The organism is Acinetobacter sp. 231_lipA (assembly GCF_058243005.1).
The window spans coordinates 324,524-342,138 of record NZ_JBZAYU010000001.1 but is presented as its reverse complement, the minus strand read 5'-3'; the positions used below and the strand labels follow the sequence as shown (position 1 = coordinate 342,138).

16 protein-coding genes and 2 pseudogenes are annotated in these 17,615 nt (G+C 41.3%); 11 read left to right on the top strand and 7 right to left on the bottom strand.

Annotated elements, in window-relative coordinates:
• Window positions 1-83: 83 nt before the first annotated feature.
• A complete protein-coding gene (moaA, locus tag AC4CUX_RS01755; RefSeq protein WP_490792121.1) occupies window positions 84-1,091 on the bottom strand; it encodes a GTP 3',8-cyclase MoaA in 1,008 nt (335 codons plus the stop codon).
• 378 nt (window positions 1,092-1,469) lie between these two features.
• Here moaA and AC4CUX_RS01750 point away from each other — a divergent pair, with 378 nt between their 5' ends.
• The 6 genes from AC4CUX_RS01750 to AC4CUX_RS01725 all read left to right on the top strand — a co-directional run bounded on the left by AC4CUX_RS01750 (window position 1,470) and on the right by AC4CUX_RS01725 (window position 7,539).
• A complete protein-coding gene (locus AC4CUX_RS01750; RefSeq protein WP_151836065.1) occupies window positions 1,470-3,878 on the top strand; it encodes an FdhF/YdeP family oxidoreductase in 2,409 nt (802 codons plus the stop codon).
• A gap of 91 nt (window positions 3,879-3,969) precedes the next feature.
• Window positions 3,970-4,770, top strand: coding sequence for a formate dehydrogenase accessory sulfurtransferase FdhD (fdhD, locus tag AC4CUX_RS01745; protein ID WP_151836066.1), 801 nt, complete (start codon window positions 3,970-3,972; stop codon window positions 4,768-4,770).
• Between the two features lie 84 nt (window positions 4,771-4,854).
• Window positions 4,855-5,205, top strand: a complete 351-nt coding sequence (locus AC4CUX_RS01740) for a winged helix-turn-helix domain-containing protein (protein WP_005400523.1) — start codon at window positions 4,855-4,857, stop codon at window positions 5,203-5,205.
• A 237-nt stretch (window positions 5,206-5,442) separates the two neighbouring features.
• Window positions 5,443-6,225: a molybdate ABC transporter substrate-binding protein gene (modA, locus tag AC4CUX_RS01735; RefSeq protein ID WP_201951981.1), complete on the top strand. Its 783-nt coding sequence runs from the start codon at window positions 5,443-5,445 to the stop codon at window positions 6,223-6,225.
• On the top strand, window positions 6,225-6,917 hold the full coding sequence (modB, locus tag AC4CUX_RS01730) for a molybdate ABC transporter permease subunit (protein ID WP_005400525.1): 693 nt from the start codon (window positions 6,225-6,227) through the stop codon (window positions 6,915-6,917). Before modA ends, modB begins: the two co-directional genes overlap by 1 nt.
• A 4-nt stretch (window positions 6,918-6,921) precedes the next feature.
• Window positions 6,922-7,539: an ATP-binding cassette domain-containing protein gene (locus tag AC4CUX_RS01725; protein WP_005400526.1), complete on the top strand. Its 618-nt coding sequence runs from the start codon at window positions 6,922-6,924 to the stop codon at window positions 7,537-7,539.
• A gap of 75 nt (window positions 7,540-7,614) precedes the next feature.
• On the opposite strand, the pseudogene AC4CUX_RS01720 reads toward AC4CUX_RS01725, so the two are convergent.
• From AC4CUX_RS01720 to AC4CUX_RS01705, 4 genes and pseudogenes are all read right to left on the bottom strand, one after another.
• Window positions 7,615-7,845: pseudogene (locus AC4CUX_RS01720) on the bottom strand (helix-turn-helix transcriptional regulator); the annotation flags it as partial.
• 74 nt (window positions 7,846-7,919) lie between these two features.
• Window positions 7,920-8,852, bottom strand: coding sequence for an IS5 family transposase (locus AC4CUX_RS01715; RefSeq protein WP_490792120.1), 933 nt, complete (start codon window positions 8,850-8,852; stop codon window positions 7,920-7,922).
• 65 nt (window positions 8,853-8,917) lie between these two features.
• A complete protein-coding gene (locus AC4CUX_RS01710) occupies window positions 8,918-9,148 on the bottom strand; it encodes a DUF2171 domain-containing protein (RefSeq protein ID WP_078389470.1) in 231 nt (76 codons plus the stop codon).
• A gap of 188 nt (window positions 9,149-9,336) precedes the next feature.
• Window positions 9,337-9,849: pseudogene (locus AC4CUX_RS01705) on the bottom strand (serine O-acetyltransferase).
• A 525-nt stretch (window positions 9,850-10,374) separates the two neighbouring features.
• Between AC4CUX_RS01705 and AC4CUX_RS01700 the strand changes: the two are divergent.
• The gene (locus AC4CUX_RS01700) at window positions 10,375-10,593 is read left to right on the top strand and encodes a hypothetical protein (protein WP_201951975.1); all 219 of its coding nucleotides are present in this window, start codon (window positions 10,375-10,377) and stop codon (window positions 10,591-10,593) included.
• 336 nt (window positions 10,594-10,929) lie between these two features.
• Here AC4CUX_RS01700 and AC4CUX_RS01695 read toward each other — a convergent pair whose 3' ends face one another.
• Window positions 10,930-11,526, bottom strand: coding sequence for a hypothetical protein (locus tag AC4CUX_RS01695; protein WP_114837798.1), 597 nt, complete (start codon window positions 11,524-11,526; stop codon window positions 10,930-10,932).
• 89 nt (window positions 11,527-11,615) lie between these two features.
• The gene (locus AC4CUX_RS01690) at window positions 11,616-12,314 is read right to left on the bottom strand and encodes an exonuclease domain-containing protein (protein ID WP_114837799.1); all 699 of its coding nucleotides are present in this window, start codon (window positions 12,312-12,314) and stop codon (window positions 11,616-11,618) included.
• A 490-nt stretch (window positions 12,315-12,804) separates the two neighbouring features.
• On the opposite strand from AC4CUX_RS01690, the gene AC4CUX_RS01685 reads away from it, so the two are divergent.
• The 4 genes from AC4CUX_RS01685 (at window position 12,805) to rnk (ending at window position 17,483) form a co-directional block, all read left to right on the top strand.
• Window positions 12,805-14,064: an alpha/beta hydrolase gene (locus AC4CUX_RS01685; protein ID WP_078389474.1), complete on the top strand. Its 1,260-nt coding sequence runs from the start codon at window positions 12,805-12,807 to the stop codon at window positions 14,062-14,064.
• Window positions 14,065-14,220: 156 nt separating this feature from the next.
• Window positions 14,221-15,474: a serine hydroxymethyltransferase gene (glyA, locus tag AC4CUX_RS01680; protein WP_005400534.1), complete on the top strand. Its 1,254-nt coding sequence runs from the start codon at window positions 14,221-14,223 to the stop codon at window positions 15,472-15,474.
• 109 nt (window positions 15,475-15,583) lie between these two features.
• Complete coding sequence (locus AC4CUX_RS01675; RefSeq protein WP_201953753.1) at window positions 15,584-16,918, top strand: IS4 family transposase; 1,335 nt, start codon at window positions 15,584-15,586, stop codon at window positions 16,916-16,918.
• Window positions 16,919-17,078: 160 nt separating this feature from the next.
• Window positions 17,079-17,483, top strand: a complete 405-nt coding sequence (gene rnk / locus AC4CUX_RS01670; RefSeq protein WP_005400535.1) for a nucleoside diphosphate kinase regulator — start codon at window positions 17,079-17,081, stop codon at window positions 17,481-17,483.
• Window positions 17,484-17,615 lie beyond the last annotated feature (132 nt).

The following is a 17,615-nucleotide window of genomic DNA, read 5'->3' as shown; positions in this document are numbered from 1 at the left end:
AAAAGTTTATGACGTATTTAGATAACACAAAAATAAAAGCGGATACAGTCGAATGACTGACAAACTCAAAATTAACCAGTTGATTAACCCCCTATGGCATGCATACTGATTTTGCGCGTTGGGGCATGTTGATGTTCAATAAACCCTGCTTTTTTATGCCACACAGCATTGAGAATCTGAGCTTGTAATAAAGCGGAATCTTTTGGTTGAAGTAAATGACGCAGCGGTGTTCCCCTATTGGCAAATAAACAGGTAAATAGCTCTCCCGTTGCAGTGATACGTAAACGGTCACAGCTTTGACAGAAGGGTTTGCTGATGGTGGAAATAATGCCTAATGTGTATTGATCATTAAGCAGATAAATGGTTGCAGGGTCATGTTGTCTGGCTTGTTTCTGAATCTGAAAATGGGGTTCAAGTATTTGGATAATGTCATCTTCAGTGATAACTTTTTCTGCCTGCCAGTGTTCAGGTTGATCTAAAGGCATATATTCAATAAAACGTAATGCGATCTTCTGCTGATAAGCCCATTGGGTCAGTTCAAGCACTTCATGATCATTTTTTCCTGCGACTAAAATACAGTTTAATTTTATCGGGAGATTGGCTTGCTGTGCTGCCGCAATGCCTTCGAGAACAGGTGCTATCGGACGTTTGGTCATGTTCATAAACGTGTCTGCATGAATGCTATCGAGGCTGATATTGAGATCATCTAGTCCTGCTTCTTTTAGCGCTCGTGCATACTTGTTTAAATAGGAAGCATTGCTGGTCATGGAAATACGTTCTAAGCCCTGTGCCTTGAGTCGATTCAAAGCATAAATAAAATTGACTACGCCTTGACGCATCAAAGGCTCGCCACCTGTTAAGCGGATGTACCGAATGCCTAAACTGACCATCATTTCACAAAATGTTAAAAGCTCTTCAAAGCTTAATATGTCTTTTTTGGCTAACCATTCAGGCATATCGGGCATGCAATAACTACAACGAAAGTTACAACGATCTGTCAGTGAGATTCGGAGTTTATGTTTATGACGGCCAAATTGATCGATCAGTTGCGCTGACCTATGTTCTAAGGGTGTAGTCGTCGAACCGTCCATAGTCGCTCCACTTCGTATTTACATACGATTTAGTTTTTATAAACAAGAGTATGAAATGTTTTATTTCAAAGATCAAACAGAGTCTTAAAGTCGCTTAGTTCGTTCATTTTCAAAAATGAGAGGGTGTGTTGCCCGAACATGATCCATCAAATCATTGTCTTTTGTAATAATTCATCTATTGAAATTGCATGCCAAAAGGGTGATATTTTTGATCAGAAGTGTTTTTGGAATTGTGCCAAGAAACGCAGGCATGATGAATAAGAAAAGAGCAATAAAAAAGGGTTGAGCAATCCAAATCGCTTGCAAGTATGAGCAAAGCGAACAGTGAATTGATCATTGCAGAACTTTTTACCGAAGATAAATATTGAGGGCGGTGAGATGGAAAACACTGAAGATAAAAAGCATGATGAAGAAACCAGCTATGCACGAATAGAACCTTATACCAATCCTGCGGGTGGATGGGGCGCGTTGTTAAGTGTTGCAAGAAACTTAAAGAGACAGGAAGTTTTCAAAAAAGGTGCGATTACGCTTCTCAATATTAACCAACCCACGGGTTTTGACTGCCCAGGATGTGCATGGCCTGAAAAGAAAGATGCACATGCCTTTAACTTTTGTGAAAACGGTGCAAAAGCCGTTGCCTTTGAAGCCACTTCAAAACGTGTTACACCTGAATTTTTTGCGACCCATACGGTCAGTTGGCTGTCTGAACAAAGTGATTTCTTGCTTGAAGATTCAGGTCGTCTAACTGACCCAATGCGCTATGACAGCGCGACCGATAAATATGTGCCTATCTCGTGGGACGATGCTTTTGCCTTAATTGCAAAACATTTACATGCCTTGGATCATCCAGATCAAGCGGCATTTTATACTTCGGGTCGTGCCAGTAATGAAGCAGCATTTCTGTATCAACTCTTTGTCCGCTCTTTTGGTACCAATAATTTTCCAGACTGTTCCAATATGTGCCATGAGACCACCAGTGTTGGCTTACGTGACTCAATTGGTTTGGGTAAGGGAACGGTGACTTTAGAAGATTTTGATATCGCCGATGCGATTTTCAGTTTTGGGCATAATCCGGGCACCAACCATCCGCGGATGTTGGGGACTTTACGAGAAGTTTCACGGCGTGGTGGCAATATTGTTGCCATTAATCCCTTAAAAGAACGTGGTTTAGAACGTTTCCAAGATCCGCAAGCACCTGTTGAGATGATGACCAATGGCAGTACAACCATTAGTCGTTATTATTTCCAACCCAACGTGGGTGGTGATTATGCACTCATGTTCGGAATGCTGAAACATTTACGTGAATGGGACATTCAAACACTGGCAGCTGGGAAAAAGAGCGTTTTTGACCGATCTTTTATTGAGATGAATACGGTTGGTTTCGATGCCATGATGGAAGAAATTGATAGTACTGCATGGTCCGATATTCATACACATACGGGACTTAGCCCTGAGCATTTAGAATCTTTAGCTAAAATGTATTTGGATGCCAAAACGGCCATTTTCTGTTGGGGCATGGGGATTACACAGCATCGGCACGGGACTGCGAATGTACATATGCTCGCGAACTTAATGTTGGCAAGAGGGCATATTGGTCGTCCAGGGGCAGGCTTAGCACCGATTCGTGGGCACAGTAATGTGCAGGGCGATCGAACCATGGGGATCAATGAACGACCAAGCCCAAAATTGCTGGATAGTCTGGACCGAGTATTCGGCATTAAGTCGCCACGTGAACATGGTTTTGGCGTGGTGGATACCATTCAGGCGATGTATGAAGGTGATGTAAAAGTCTTTATTGGTTTAGGTGGTAACTTTGCTGTTGCCACTCCAGATACACCGTATACACAAGAAGGCTTACGTCGTTGTGATTTAACAGTACAGATTGCAACGAAGTTGAATCGTAGCCATTTAGTTTGTGGTAAAGAGGCATTACTTTTACCCTGTTTGGGCCGTACCGAAATTGATATGCAACAGCATGGGCCACAGGCAGTGAGTGTTGAAGATTCTATGAGTAATGTACATCTTTCAGCAGGGCGTAATGAGCCTGCTTCTAAGAATCTACTTTCAGAGCCTGACATTGTGGCGCGTATGGCAGCAGCCGTCTTGCCAGACAGTGATATCAAGTGGAAATGGTATGTAGAAAGTTATGATCGTATTCGAGATTCGATTGAAGAGGTCTTTGATGAATTCCAAGATTTCAATGCACGTGTCTATCAGCTGGGTGGTTTTCACTTAGAGCATCCTGCCAATCAGCATGTGTGGAATACGCCTGTAGGCAAGGCACAGTTCTTAATTACGCCGTTGGCTGAAGTGTATGCCGATAAAGAGAATAAATACGCTGAACAATATACAGGGGCAAAAGTCTATACCCTAATGACCACACGCTCTCATGACCAATACAACACAACCTTGTATGGACTCGATGACCGTTATCGTGGGGTATTTGGTCAGCGCCGTGTTTTGTTTATGAATGCAGAAGATATCGCTGCGGCTGGTTTTGTTGCAGATCAATGGGTGCATATCGAAAGTATTTATTCGGACGGTGTTAAACGTGTGGTTCACAGCTTCCGTATCGTACCGTATAACATTCCACGGGGTAGCCTCGCAGCCTATTATCCAGAAACCAATCCATTGGTTGCGCTCAGTAGTCATGATAAATACGCCAAAATACCGGCTTCGAAAAGCGTGCCTGTGATTTTACATGCAGGTCAAGCTCCTGAACATTTCAACTTGGCACAAGCAGTTGATCCTGAAGATGCCAATCAGATCGTGAATCGAGCTGGCTAGTTGATTCAATGCTGAAATGGCGCCTGATTTGTAGGTGTCATTTTTTTCATGATTGAAGGGTTGAGTGTTTAGGGAAGATTGGAAAATTATTATGGATATTCGAACGTCGAAGTTGAGTTCTCTGGGCTATGAAACTGTTGATATTCAGCGTCTAAGTGAAAATAGAGCTGTTGAACAATCTGATTTTGTGGTGCAAGAACACCCTATTGCTTTGGTTTATAATGGGATTTCCCATGCAGTAATGATGGCAACGCCAGCAGATATTGAAGTCTTTGCGAAAGGCTTTAGCTTGTCTGAAAGTATTTTGACGAGTTTGAAAGAGCTTTACTCTTTAGACATATACGAAACGGAATTTGGGATCCAAGTCGAAATGACGATTTCTACCCGCGCCTTTATGGCGCTAAAACAACATCGACGGATGATGGTTGGACGCACGGGTTGTGGTCTCTGTGGGATTGAAAGCTTGCAGCAACTTCATTTGGATTTACCTCAAATTACCACAGCCCTTTGTGAGGGATGGCTGGCTCAAATTCCCCAAGCCATTGCTCAACTCAATACCCGACAGAAAATCACCCAAATGACAGGTGGTGCACATGCGGCTGCATGGGTTGAAGCAGGGGAAATAGTGGCTTTGTTTGAAGATGTAGGCCGACACAATGCTTTAGATAAACTATTGGGTTATATTGCAAAACATCATTATGATGTGAATCAAGGTTTTGTCGTGATGACCAGCCGCGCCAGTTATGAGTTGATTCGTAAGTGTGCTCAACTGAATATTGCCTTGCTGGCGTGTATTTCAGCTCCAACCAGTATGGCGATTAATATGGCAAAGCAGTCAGGTTTGACCTTAGCGAGTTTTTGCCGCGGTAATGGTTTTGTTTTATATACTTGATATTTAAAATTTTGCTGTATAAAAAGTAAAAGGTTTTTCTTTAGGTCATCTGTGTCGATGACAGGTCTTTATTTGAGTGAATGTATGCAGGACGTCAAATTAAAATTACAGCTCAGAATACTTCTCAATCAAGACATTGCCTTTGGGCCAGGTAAGGCCGAGTTATTGGAAGAAATTCGCCGTACAGGTTCAATTTCTCAAGCTGCAAAAAGTATGAATATGAGCTACCGCCGTGCATGGCAGTTGGTTGAAACCATGAATCATAGCTTTCAGTCAGGATTGGTCGAAACTCAAAAAGGTGGAACGCATGGGGGTGGGGCAAAACTCACAGACTTGGGCGAAAGTATTTTAAGTCAATTTAGACAGATGGAAATAAAAGCACGCGTTGCGATTGAGCAGGATTTTGAAGAAATAGCTCAACACCTGAAACCATAATCTATTTAGTTCAACTAGATGCTTCTCGTAGTCAGTCATTGCATACACGAATAAGCTTCCTCTATTTGATAAAACCTCTTATCTACTCACTCGATTGTAAGAGCAGTATCAGTCACGTGATTAAGATACAAACACTTTAACTTGAGCGATAAATAATCTGTTTCTAGAATTGACGTTGCTTGTGTATCCATATATTTTTGAAAACATATCGATCAATTTATAACGCTTAAGGGGAACATGGTGCTGCTCAATTTTAAGAGTAAGTGCATGCAATATGCGGTGTTGTGTTGTGGTTTGGCTCTTGCGGCACATGTACATGCAGAGCAAGCCATTACCGTTTATGCAGCGGCCAGCTTGACCAATGCTATAGCAGATGTCGATGCAATGTTTGAACAACAAAAAAGAGTACGTGTGAAAACCTCTTATGCCGGGTCGTCGACTTTGGCTAAGCAAATTGAAGCGGGTGCACCTGCGGATGTTTTTATTTCGGCAGATGAACAGTGGATGAATTATCTGCAAAATAAAAAGTTAATTGTGCCGAATAAACGTGTGAATTTATTGGGCAATCGTCTTGTTCTGATTTCTCCAAAAGCTAAGCCCGTCAAAATAAAAATGGATAAAAGTTTTGATCCTTCTACCGCTTTTCAAGGCAAGCTTTGTACAGGTGACACCAAAAGTGTCCCAGTCGGAAAATACGGGAAACAAGCACTGACCGCATTGGGGTGGTGGTCAAAACTTGAACCAAGATTGGTTGAAACTGAAGATGTCAGAGCTGCGCTCAACTTTGTCGCACGTGGTGAATGTCAGCTTGGCATTGTCTATGCAACCGATGCTGCTATTAGTAACGATGTCACCGTCGTTGGCGTTTTCCCTATCAGCACCCATACCCCGATTGTTTATCCCTTAGGTCTTGTCAAAAATAATCCAGATGCACTAGCGTTTTATCAGTTTGTACAGAGTAAACAAGCACATGCAGTCTTTAAAAAATATGGCTTTACCGTTTTATCTGCTGCCAAGTGATGATGTTTTCTTTATCGGCTGAAGAAATAGAGGTACTCAAGTTATCCTGCCAAGTGGCTGCAACCTGTTTGGCATTTAGCCTGATCCCTGCGTTGGTAGTGGGTTGGGTTATGGCACGTAAAGAGTTTTTTGGCAAATCATTATTTGAAACCTTTATTTTCCTACCTTTGGTGCTGCCGCCTGTAGTGCCAGGATATTTGCTGTTACAGGTTTTTGGAGGAAACGGAATACTGGGTAAATATCTTGAGCCCTTTGGACTCAATTTTGCATTTAATTGGAAAGGCGCAGTTTTGGCCTCAGCAGTGATGGGCTTTCCACTCTTGGTTCAATCGATTCGTTTGGCCATAGAGCTGGTGGATCAACGGCTAGAAATGGCGGCGAAAACGCTCGGTGCTTCCTCCTTGGGCACTTTTTTTTATGTCACTTTGCCTTTATCCAGCAGTGGCATATTGGTGGGGGCAATTTTATGTTTTTGTCGCAGTCTGGGCGAGTTTGGCGCAACTATTACCTTTGTCGGTAATATTGCAGGGGAGACCAGAACTTTGCCCTTGGCCATGTATAGCTTGATGCAGCAACCCGACACAGAACAAGCGGTCTGGCGACTGATTATTCTGTCATTAACTGTGGCATTTTTCGCTTTATGGTTTGCCCAGTGGTTCCATCGTTATCAGAAAAAAAAACGGGGGCATTAAGACGATGATTGACTGTCATATTCTGTTAAATTTAGGCAAATTTAAACTCGATCAGACATTTTCATCTGAACATCCTGTCGTTGGATTATTTGGAGCGTCAGGCTCAGGAAAAACCAGTATTTTGCATGCTATTGCAGGACTTAATACTCCAGTCAAGGGCTGGATTAAAATCAATCATCAGACATGGTTTGATGCGAAAAATAAGATTAATTTAAACGTGCAGCAACGTCATGTGGGTTTGGTTTTTCAGGATGCACAACTGTTTCCACATATGACGGTGATGCAAAATTTATTGTTTGGCTATAAGCGCATTCCGCCTGAAAGCCGACGTTTTGATCCTGATTATATTATTGAACTGCTTAAACTTAATCATTTACTCAGTCGTATGCCGACGAAGCTTTCAGGTGGTGAAAAGCAGCGAGTTGCATTGGGTCGGGCACTGTTGTATTCGCCAAATTTATTATTATTAGATGAACCATTGTCTGCGTTAGACGCTGCACATAAACAGGAAATCCTTCCTTTTTTTCAAACCGTCCAACATGAAACCCATATCCCGATGCTGTATGTCAGCCATGATATGGATGAAATTAAGCAGCTGACCGAAGCAGTTTGGTTGCTTTAATTGAACACATTTCAGCTTCAACTTTTAAAGCGGGAACGAATAAAAACAGAAAAAGGCTTCTGTATCAGCTTAGGATTATTCGGTGCCATTTTTATAAACAGACGGCGCTTGGCCTGTCCAGCGTTTAAATGCCCGACGAAATTCACGTACTTCACTAAAACCTAAAGCTTGGCTAATGTCCCCAATGGAGAGATTATTTTCAAGCATCTGTTTCGCTTTTCGTTCTAATACGGTTTGTCGAATTTGCTGAAAACTAATACCTTCTAGCAATAAGTAGCGTCGAAGATGACGCTCACTCATTTGTAAATAGTCTGATGCGAGTTGCATAGGCTTTGTTGCACAAAGATTTGAAATGCAAAGCACCCCTAATTGAGCCAAATTTAAGGCGTAACTTGGGTAAGTGGTCGACCTAATTCCGTAAATCTGTTAAGGACTGCTACACGTGCATGGATCTCATTCACTTGGCTATCAAAACTCCTTGCACTGAGTTTATCTCCTAATAATTTGATGCAATGCATCTTAGTTTCAACCAAACTTCGCCGATGATAGCCTGACCATTTTTTCCATAGTGTCCTGCCTAAACTTTTAATTGTTCGAAGTAATTCATTTCGCTCTAGCGAGCTACTCTTTGTATCTTTCCATTGTTTCGCATTTTTTCTAGGTGGAATCACCGCATGCCCTTGCCGATCTGCAATGACCTGACGGCATTGCTTGGTGTCATAAGCTCCATCGGTATAAACAGAGTTAATCTGCTCATCTTGTGGAATCTGATTAAGTAAATCACCAAGCACCTGTGAATCACTGACATTATTGGTTGTAAGCTGAACTGCTCGTATTTGTAGGGTTTTAGCATCTATACCAATATGAAGTTTACGCCATTGGCGACGATATTCAGGTCCATGTTTCTTGCGTTTCCATTCGCCCTCACCTAGAAACTTCATGCCTGTAGAGTCCATGAGTAGATGCAGCCCATCGCTACTTTTTTGGTAGCTGATTACAATATCAATATGCTTTTGTCTTCTACAAAGCGTGGTGTAATCTGGAGCTATCCAATTTAATCCGCAAAGTTTAATCAGACTTTGCACAAAGCCAGTGACCATACGTAAAGACAGACGGAATAAGGATTTAATCATTAAGCAGCATTGGATGGCTGCGTCGGAGTAGGTTTGATTTCGCCCTTGTTTGCCTTTTGATGGCGCATACCATTGCGTAGCAGGATCAAACCAAATGGCAATATTTCCGCGACTCATGAGTGCTCGGTTATATGCGGGCCAATTGGTTGTGCGGTAGATTTTGTGTGTAGGCTTCTTCATTTGAAAATTATATCGCTAAAAAAGCCTTTACAGATAGGTTTGTGCAACAAAGCCGTTTTTTGAGTCTATGCTTCAATCCAATTATCTTTAATTTCTTGGGCATCTTTGCTTAACATGACCTGATCCTCTCGAATTTCTCTTACCCATGCACTTGAGATAATATGGTGTTTCCCATCGCCATGTTTGGTGAGTTTGATCTCGTTACCTTCTATGTGGTCAACATCTCCAATCTTCGTTCCACATACGGCAATTACACTAGAATGTTCTTTAATGTCTGAAATATTAATCGTGGTCATGATATACCTCTATCTTATTCATCGAACAAAAACGAAGATTTACCCTAACCTAATTTATCCTATTCATGAGCTTTTGAAATACAACACTAACATATTATGTCTTAAAATTTACGAAGTATAAAATTGTCAGTCTGTGTTTTATTCATAGAGTGCTAAGTTGATTAAATTATGCTGGTGTTATTTTTTTTTCAATTCAGCCAGCATCTATTTACTGAATTTCCAGCATTATTATAGTGAATGACTTTTGCATAATTACCTACGGCTATTGCATTATCAGGAATATCTTTGGTGACCACACTACCTGCACCGATGGTGGCATTATTGCCAATTTTAACATGGTCGATAATACAGACATTTGGGCCAATATATACATTGTCGCCAATTACAGCAGTCTGACGACCGCCATTGGCATCAATCGTTGTAAATTGTTATAGGTTGACATTGTTTCCAATCACAGTCGTTGGGTTGACAATCAAAGGTCCCCCATGACCGATGAACAAGCCATAGTCAACTTTTGTGGTGCAGTGGATATCGATCCCGTATTTTTTCTTCTTATAATAAAAAATAGGGTAGGCCAGTTTGCCGATCCATGATTTTGAAGTCGAAAGACGTAACCAAACGCTAAAGTTAAAACCACGATTAAACAAATAAGTTTTGAGGAATGAACTTAGTTTTGTATTTATAAATGACTCAAAATCAATTGAACTAACATGGAAAAGAACTCATAGGTTGAATGCGCGATTTTACTTGATTTGACGCTGAGATGTTATCTCGATTTTGCCTTTCAGTATGGTCTCTTATTTTTAAAAAATATCAATTGGCTTTTATTTGTACAGTTGTTTCGAAATGTCATAGGCTCTTGTCGAGAGCAAAAAATGTTTTTATATTGTACTTACAGTAGGTCGATAACTAAGACGCTACGATGTAGTTGGACGGATCAATGACAGCTCGTTGAGTTTGAAACGGAGTGTTCAAACAATAAATCAGCACTAGCCTTCCAACATAGAAAAGCTCGCAGCAATGCGAGCTTTTTTTATGTGAAAAAATATGACTATGTATCTCGGTTGTTAAGCATATTTGATTTAAGTTTATGATTTATAGTTATGATTTTGAAAATATTTATATAAATTAACATTGCGATAAATTCTAACAACTCTAAGGGCAGTATTGGAAAAAACTTGTGCTATAAGATTAAACAGAGCTAAAAAAAGAAAAGGAAAATGACCATGACTCAGCTTGTAGATGTAAAGGTAAAAGACCAATACAGCCAAACGTATAATGTAAAGGCCCGGTTAAGGCAAGTACCTGAAAACTCCGAAGCAGAACGTTTGGATTTGTTTAAACGAATTGAACATATCGTTGTTGATGGTGAAGTGATTCTGCCTAGTATTGAACTGTTATTTGAAAGTCGGCAAACGGAAAATATATACCGAGTTGTTGATTAACACTTTTGAAAAAAAAGCTCATGTTTACATGGGCTTTTTTATGGGCGATAAATGTCGAGTTAAGTTATCCCATTGCAGTATAAGAGATAAATTTTTTTGAGCGACTATTTTTAACGTCATAAAATAAAATCAGGATATCACTTCACACATAGTTATTATTTATCAAGCTGTTTGATAAATGGTTCGAGTAACCATTGTGCCAAAGTCTGAAAAGTCGATGAAAGACATTAGGATTTTTTGCCTGAATAATAAAACAATAGATTGCTAATCAAACTCGTAGTCTTTAAATCTTAACTAAGACCGAAAAAGACTCAATTATCCATTGAATTTATTTCTTTAAGCTGCTTGCAAACGCAACAGTGAATGATTGATCTGTTGTAAGTGTTGATTGAGTGCTGTGGGTTCTATTCGACTTTCCTGTAACGTCGTAATCCATTGCATTTGGCAGCGTTTGAGACTGTGTAAGTCTGTCGCCGATTGAATTTGAAGAATGAGTTGTTTTGCCATTAAGCCACAATAACGTTGTAATAAGCTCATCATCAAATCGCGTGTTTCTTCAAAGCTATAAGCTTTAAGTGGTGGGGCTGGGCTTTGTGTAGGAGCGGGTGGTGCAGGAGTCTGCGCTTTGCTGTCTAAATCTATTGGATTGACGCTATTTTGACTATTTTCTAGTAGTGAGGCAGGTGGTTGAGATTCGGATAGAGGCTCTATTGGGCTAGAGACGTGAGCTGTTTGTGTGGAATGAATTAAACCCAATTCAATTAATTGTCCGAGGATTTCAGGCGTTGCGATGCGTTGTTTGAACTGGTCAGCCAATTGTTCAAAATCTTCTGTACCAATTAAAACCAATAGTCGTCTTTGACGCGCATTGAGTGGGATATGACGTTGTTGTAAAGCATCTAAACCCAATGCTGTCTTTTGATAATGATTCATACCTTAATTTACTCCCCCGAACAAATAAATTAAGGCTGAACATACAGGGTGAAAATTACAACAATATTAAGAATTTATGACAATACATTTTAGAGCGTTTTAATGCTCGTATTTTCTAAAGCTTTTCGTAAGTAAGGATCGAGTTCATCTTGACGCATTAACCACTGAATATAGTCAGCAGGGAGTTCAGCAATCGCTGTGCCGCGATGCTTGCCAAAATTAATGACACGCGGAATACGAGCATCTTCAGAGACAGCAAATAATTGCTCCATGCTGTTTATTTTTAATTGATGAACCACATGCATTAAAATATTGGCCGTTAAAATAATATCCATATCGGCACGATGAGCTTTTTTAATCATTTCACGGGCTTTTTCACTGCCTTTTGAAATCATATAAATGAGTGCCGAAATATTGTTCGCTTCAGCATCAGGCCAGACCAAACGTGCAAGGGCGAGTGTACAAATCGCTTTAATATGAGAAGTATCGACACCACATTTTTCGATAGCCCGAATATCATAATCAATATTATGACCAATGATGTACTGTGTTTCAGCAGGTAGTTTAAAGGTCGTATAGTGAGGCTTCCCAACGAGGTCTGACTCTAAAATATGATGCACAGCCATCGCTGCGAATGAGATTGGTTCATCGACGGTATAGAGCTGATCAAATACTTGGCTTTTGTCTAGGCTTAATTTGCCATTTGTAATTTCAATCGGTGCATATGCAATCTCAATGGGTTGACCATTTAGGGTATGGGTTTCTGTGTCGAGAATAATGGCTTGCATGTGCATATCCGAAAATTAAAAGCTGAATAAATTTATCATTTTCAAGACTATCAAGACAGCCTATGACTGCCAGATTTGTGGTTTATTCGCTGATTTTGTGCAGTGATGTTGTTTAAATCATCTGGTGAACCTGCGTGATTAGAGATCAGACTTTATTGAGCAAGGAAAAAGTTGGAAGTTACTTGTTGATTTATTTAGGCAGATTACAAGGAAAATTTTTGCTTAAAATTAAAATAATTCTTTGGGATTCGGTTCAAACAAAGACTAGAGAAGAGCTTAATGCCTGAATTCAGTTGTGGGATCAGGATTTATTTTAAGTTCCAATGACCAGTTTTTATAACAATGGTAAGTGCTCACTTGCAGACAATGTTCACTTTGTATCATTCTCGTAACTGGTCTTGCCATGTGTCATTTTGAGGCGTAAATCATTAATGTATTCAAGTGATTTGAATCGTTACAACAAGAAAAAATGTCATTAAGGAATTTTAAGATGAAAAAACATATATTGGCCGTGTTCGTCAGTAGTTCTGTGCTTGTTTTAACAGCCTGTGGAGGAGGGGATGGCGATTCAACTTCTGTTATCGTAGATGATGGGGTGCCTAAAAATAATATTGTTAATCCAGTGGTTAGAGTCGAGGCTTATACAGATGTAGATATTAATGCTAATGTTGTGTTGGATAGTGTTAGTAGTTCTAAAACATTGATGACCTATTTAATGCGTGGGGTCAATGGAAGTGAAACGCAAGCAACAGCTTTAGTCTTTAAACCAAAAGGGCCAATGCCAGCAGGCGGTTGGCCGATCGTTGCATGGGCACATGGAACTACAGGTGTTGCTGATCAATGTGCCCCGAGTCAGCAAGGTTTAGGTGGAAACGAATTCTTAATTGCAAAGTTACTTGTAGCAGGTTATGCCGTGGTTGCTCCAGATTATGAAGGCTTAGGTGAACCTGGAGGTCGTGAGTTACATCCATTTTTAAATCTGAAAAGTGAGGCTTATTCGATCACAGATGCAGTTGTTGCCGCGAGTAAAAATTTGGGGAATACAACGGAGAAGCGCTGGACTGTTATTGGTCATTCTCAAGGGGGACATGCCGCATTAGGTGCTGCTGAGAATGCATCAAGAGCACAGCTCGATTACAAAGGCGCTATTGCCATTGCACCAGCATCCAACCTGAGTTTAATCCTCGCAGGTGGTGAGCAGCAAGCTGCTACGGAAACGGATCTAACGAAAAAAATTAATATTCTTGCGCCATTAGATACTTTTACTGCTTTAATTACAGCAGGATTAAGAAATCCTTACCCAGCATTACGCTATAGTGAAGTCTTTGAAATTCCAACAGATGATATTGCGAGACAAGCTGAGTCTCTATGTTATACGCTATTAGGAGGTACTTTTCGTGCCCCAATGGTCGATTACGCAGACATTTTTGGAACAATAGAGGGATATCCACGTACCCAAACTGGGTTTATGACCAATATTCCGGAAGTGAAAGATTTTCTAGCAAATGGTTCTCAGCCTTTGAAAAAGAAGATAAGTACTCCAATCATTATTTATCAAGGATCATTTGATGAGACTGTGCCTAGAAAGGTTACGGATTTTTTAGTGAATACTGCACCAGCAGGGACAGTCATTACTTACAAAAATGATGGATTACTTGCTCCAGTTGATAAATGGAATCATACGACTGTTTATACTCGTAATTTGGATAATTTTGTGACCGATGTAAAAACTCTCATGCCAATTCAGTAATTTGCTTTGACTCAAATCGCTCAAGGAGTTCTGCTTCATGAGCGATTTTTTATTTAAAACTGCGTAAAGTTCGTTCTCGAAATTTATAAACTTCATGCTACAATACGCGCCAATCTTAGCACGGCTTAAAAGCCCTAATTTCATAGGACCTCGCTAATGTTTGCCAATATCTCAATTGCTGAATTTGATCCAGAAATCGCGCAAGCAATCACAAATGAAGATGCTCGCCAAGAAGCGCACATCGAACTGATTGCTTCTGAAAACTATTGCTCTCCAGCAGTAATGGAAGCACAAGGTTCAAAACTTACAAACAAATATGCTGAAGGCTACCCAGGCAAACGCTACTACGGCGGTTGTGAATATGTAGACGTGATTGAACAATTAGCGATTGACCGTGCTAAAGAACTTTTCGGTGCAGATTACGCAAACGTTCAACCACATGCAGGTTCACAAGCAAACTCTGCTGTTTACTTAGCGCTTCTTAACCCGGGCGACACTGTTTTGGGTATGAGTTTGGCTCACGGTGGTCACTTGACTCACGGTGCTAAAGTAAGTTTTTCTGGTAAAACATATAACGCAATTCAGTACGGTTTAAACCCTGAAACTGGCGAAATTGATTACGAAGAAGTTGAACGTTTAGCAATTGAGCACAAGCCACGTATGATCGTAGCTGGTTTCTCTGCTTATAGCCAAATTGTAGATTGGCAGCGTTTCCGTGACATCGCGGATAAAGTTGGCGCTTACCTATTTGTAGATATGGCTCACGTTGCTGGTCTAGTTGCTGCTGGTGTTTACCCAAGCCCAGTTCAGATTGCTGACGTAACAACAACCACTACACACAAAACACTTCGTGGCCCACGTTCAGGTTTAATCCTTGCAAAAGCAAACGAAGAAATTGAGAAAAAATTACAATCAGCTGTATTCCCTGGTAACCAAGGCGGTCCATTGGTTCATGCGGTAGCGGCTAAAGCAATTTGCTTTAAAGAAGCAATGGCTCCTGAATACAAAGTTTACCAACAACAAGTAGTGAAGAACGCTCAAGCAATGGCTGAAGTTCTCATTGCTCGTGGTTATGACATCGTTTCTGGCGGTACAGAAAACCACTTGTTCTTGTTATCTCTTATTAAGCAAGATGTAACAGGTAAAGAAGCAGATGCATGGTTAGGTGCAGCTCACATTACTGTGAACAAAAATGCAGTACCAAATGACCCACGCTCACCATTTGTGACTTCTGGTATCCGTATTGGTACACCAGCTGTGACGACTCGTGGTTTCGGCGAAGCTGAAGTGCGTGAACTTGCTGGCTGGATCGCTGATATCCTAGACAGCAAAGGTGACGAAGCTGTGATTAACGCTGTTAAAGCGAAAGTTGAAGCTGTTTGTGCGAAATTTCCTGTATACGCAAACTAAGTTCTGACTTGAGAAAGCCCCCTCAAGGGGCAATGCTGTTCACTTAAGCAATTGAAGCGTGGCGGAGTTTGTTAGAGAATCCGATGTCGGGTTTGGCATTGGATTTTTTATGGTGTTTCAGCAGGATCTTCTCGACCTCAACAGTCTGTTTAACTTCTCGGATCTGAATACATTTACTCATAATATCCCCATTGAGTGGGTTGAATCTGCACTTAAATTGAGCAGTTCGGCTACTATCCGCAGGCGACGCTTGCCCGCAGATCAGGTTCTCTGGCTGGTTCTCGGAATGGCGATTTTTCGTGATGAGCCTGTCCATGAAGTGGCAAGAAGACTAAATATTTGCGCTCAAGGACTGGCCTCTCTTGACCTGTTGGCACGCAGCGGGGTAACTGAAGCACGTAAGCGTTTGGGTGCAGATCCTGTGGAGTGGCTGTTTCGCCAGACAGGTCAGCACTGGGGACATGAGCGTTACCCAGATGATCAATGGCAGGGGCTTCAGGTCTTTGCTGTCGACGGTGCACTCTTGCGAACCCAAGATACAAATGATCTTCGTGAGCATTTTGGCTCAGGGAATACTTCCACGCAGCGCCAGACGCCATTTCCGATGCTACGGCTCGTCGCACTGATGAATGTGCGCTCGCATATATTAGTCGATGCGCAGATCAGTCCCTATCGCCGGGGGGAGATTCCTCTGGCGTCGAAGTTTCTCAGCCAGATTCCCGATCATTCGATCACCTTGTTTGACAAGGGTTTTTGGAGTGCGGACTTATTGCTTTCACTCTCGATGCAGGGTCAAGGTCGTCACTGGTTGATTCCGGAACGCAAAAATCTGAAAAGTGAGGTGATCGAGACGTATGCAGAAGATGACGTGCGGGTACGGATGAAAGTATCACCCCAAGCAAGAAAGAACAACCCGATGCTCCCCGAATACTGGGAAGTCAGGCAAGTCAGTTATGCTGTGGATAAGGGACGAATAAAGACGGTTCTGACCTCGCTGCCGGCCGATCAGTATCCTGCAAAGGATATCGCTAGACTCTATCAAGAACGCTGGGAAATCGAATTAGGTTTTCGGGATATCAAAAGCTCGATGCAGCATAATGCCATCACGCTTCGCAGCAAGACAGTAGAGCTGGTTTATCAAGAGCTGTGGGGTCTATTGCTGACCTACAATATTATCCGGCGAGAAGCGGCATTTGCAGCGGTAGCCTTTGGGCGTTCACCTTCGGATATCCGTTTCAAGCCTGTATGCCAGTACATAGCCGTTCAGCTGATCGTGATGGCGAATGCCAACCCATTATCAAGAACTGGCAGGCGGCTATCGGAGCTGAGATCAGGGATAGGTAGCCTGTTTCTGGAAAGGCGTTCGAGGGCAACAACACCCCGAACGGTTAAGATGTCAAAAACCCGTTATCCAGTAGATCGAAATGCTGCTCCTCTTAAGTGAACAGCATTGCCCTCAAGGGGGCTTTTTTTATAGCATTAAAAAATCAAAATCAGTTGAAATATAATTTAGACTGCATTTCTGATATAACAGAAGTTATAGGCTAATAAATTATTTTTAATAAGAATTTTATTCATACCGTATTCAAATAGGAATGCAGCACATGGCAAACCCAGCAATTATCATTTCTGAGCAGGATCTTCATCGTTTAGAAACGATGTTAGAACATCAGCCTAAACTTACACCGACCATGCAGTTGCTTGAAGAAGAATTGGCACGCGCCGATGTTGTTGCTCCACAAGATATGCCTGCCAATGTGGTAACGATGAATGCAAAAGTTTTACTGACTATTGCACCATCTACAGAAGCATCTGAAATTACCTTGGTTTATCCGCATGATTTTAAAGGCGAGAAGGGACAGGTCAATGTTGTAGCCCCTATTGGTGCAGCAATTCTTGGCTTAGCTGAAGGTCAAGAAATTGAATGGCCACAGCCAGACGGGCAAATGATGAAAGTCAAAATTGAAAAAGTGGTTTATCAACCTGAGCGTGAAGGCAATTATTTATAATATCGAAACACCCCATTTTAAAGCCATGTTGATCATGGCTTTTTTATGATTTCAAATATGCGTTTTGTTTCATAAAGGATTGTAACTCCATAGAAGATAAAAACAGAGTATGTATTGATTGGATCTTTTACT

Bases quoted from the DNA above. Each gene is read 5' to 3' on its own strand.
- moaA (WP_490792121.1), bottom strand. From the start codon at position 1,091: ATGGACGGTTCGACGACTACACCCTTAGAACATAGGTCAGCGCAACTG.
- AC4CUX_RS01750 (WP_151836065.1), top strand. From the start codon at position 1,470: ATGGAAAACACTGAAGATAAAAAGCATGATGAAGAAACCAGCTATGCA.
- fdhD (WP_151836066.1), top strand. From the start codon at position 3,970: ATGGATATTCGAACGTCGAAGTTGAGTTCTCTGGGCTATGAAACTGTT.
- AC4CUX_RS01740 (WP_005400523.1), top strand. From the start codon at position 4,855: ATGCAGGACGTCAAATTAAAATTACAGCTCAGAATACTTCTCAATCAA.
- modA (WP_201951981.1), top strand. From the start codon at position 5,443: ATGGTGCTGCTCAATTTTAAGAGTAAGTGCATGCAATATGCGGTGTTG.
- modB (WP_005400525.1), top strand. From the start codon at position 6,225: ATGATGTTTTCTTTATCGGCTGAAGAAATAGAGGTACTCAAGTTATCC.
- AC4CUX_RS01725 (WP_005400526.1), top strand. From the start codon at position 6,922: ATGATTGACTGTCATATTCTGTTAAATTTAGGCAAATTTAAACTCGAT.
- AC4CUX_RS01715 (WP_490792120.1), bottom strand. From the start codon at position 8,852: ATGAAGAAGCCTACACACAAAATCTACCGCACAACCAATTGGCCCGCA.
- AC4CUX_RS01710 (WP_078389470.1), bottom strand. From the start codon at position 9,148: ATGACCACGATTAATATTTCAGACATTAAAGAACATTCTAGTGTAATT.
- AC4CUX_RS01700 (WP_201951975.1), top strand. From the start codon at position 10,375: ATGACTCAGCTTGTAGATGTAAAGGTAAAAGACCAATACAGCCAAACG.
- AC4CUX_RS01695 (WP_114837798.1), bottom strand. From the start codon at position 11,526: ATGAATCATTATCAAAAGACAGCATTGGGTTTAGATGCTTTACAACAA.
- AC4CUX_RS01690 (WP_114837799.1), bottom strand. From the start codon at position 12,314: ATGCAAGCCATTATTCTCGACACAGAAACCCATACCCTAAATGGTCAA.
- AC4CUX_RS01685 (WP_078389474.1), top strand. From the start codon at position 12,805: ATGAAAAAACATATATTGGCCGTGTTCGTCAGTAGTTCTGTGCTTGTT.
- glyA (WP_005400534.1), top strand. From the start codon at position 14,221: ATGTTTGCCAATATCTCAATTGCTGAATTTGATCCAGAAATCGCGCAA.
- AC4CUX_RS01675 (WP_201953753.1), top strand. From the start codon at position 15,584: ATGGTGTTTCAGCAGGATCTTCTCGACCTCAACAGTCTGTTTAACTTC.
- rnk (WP_005400535.1), top strand. From the start codon at position 17,079: ATGGCAAACCCAGCAATTATCATTTCTGAGCAGGATCTTCATCGTTTA.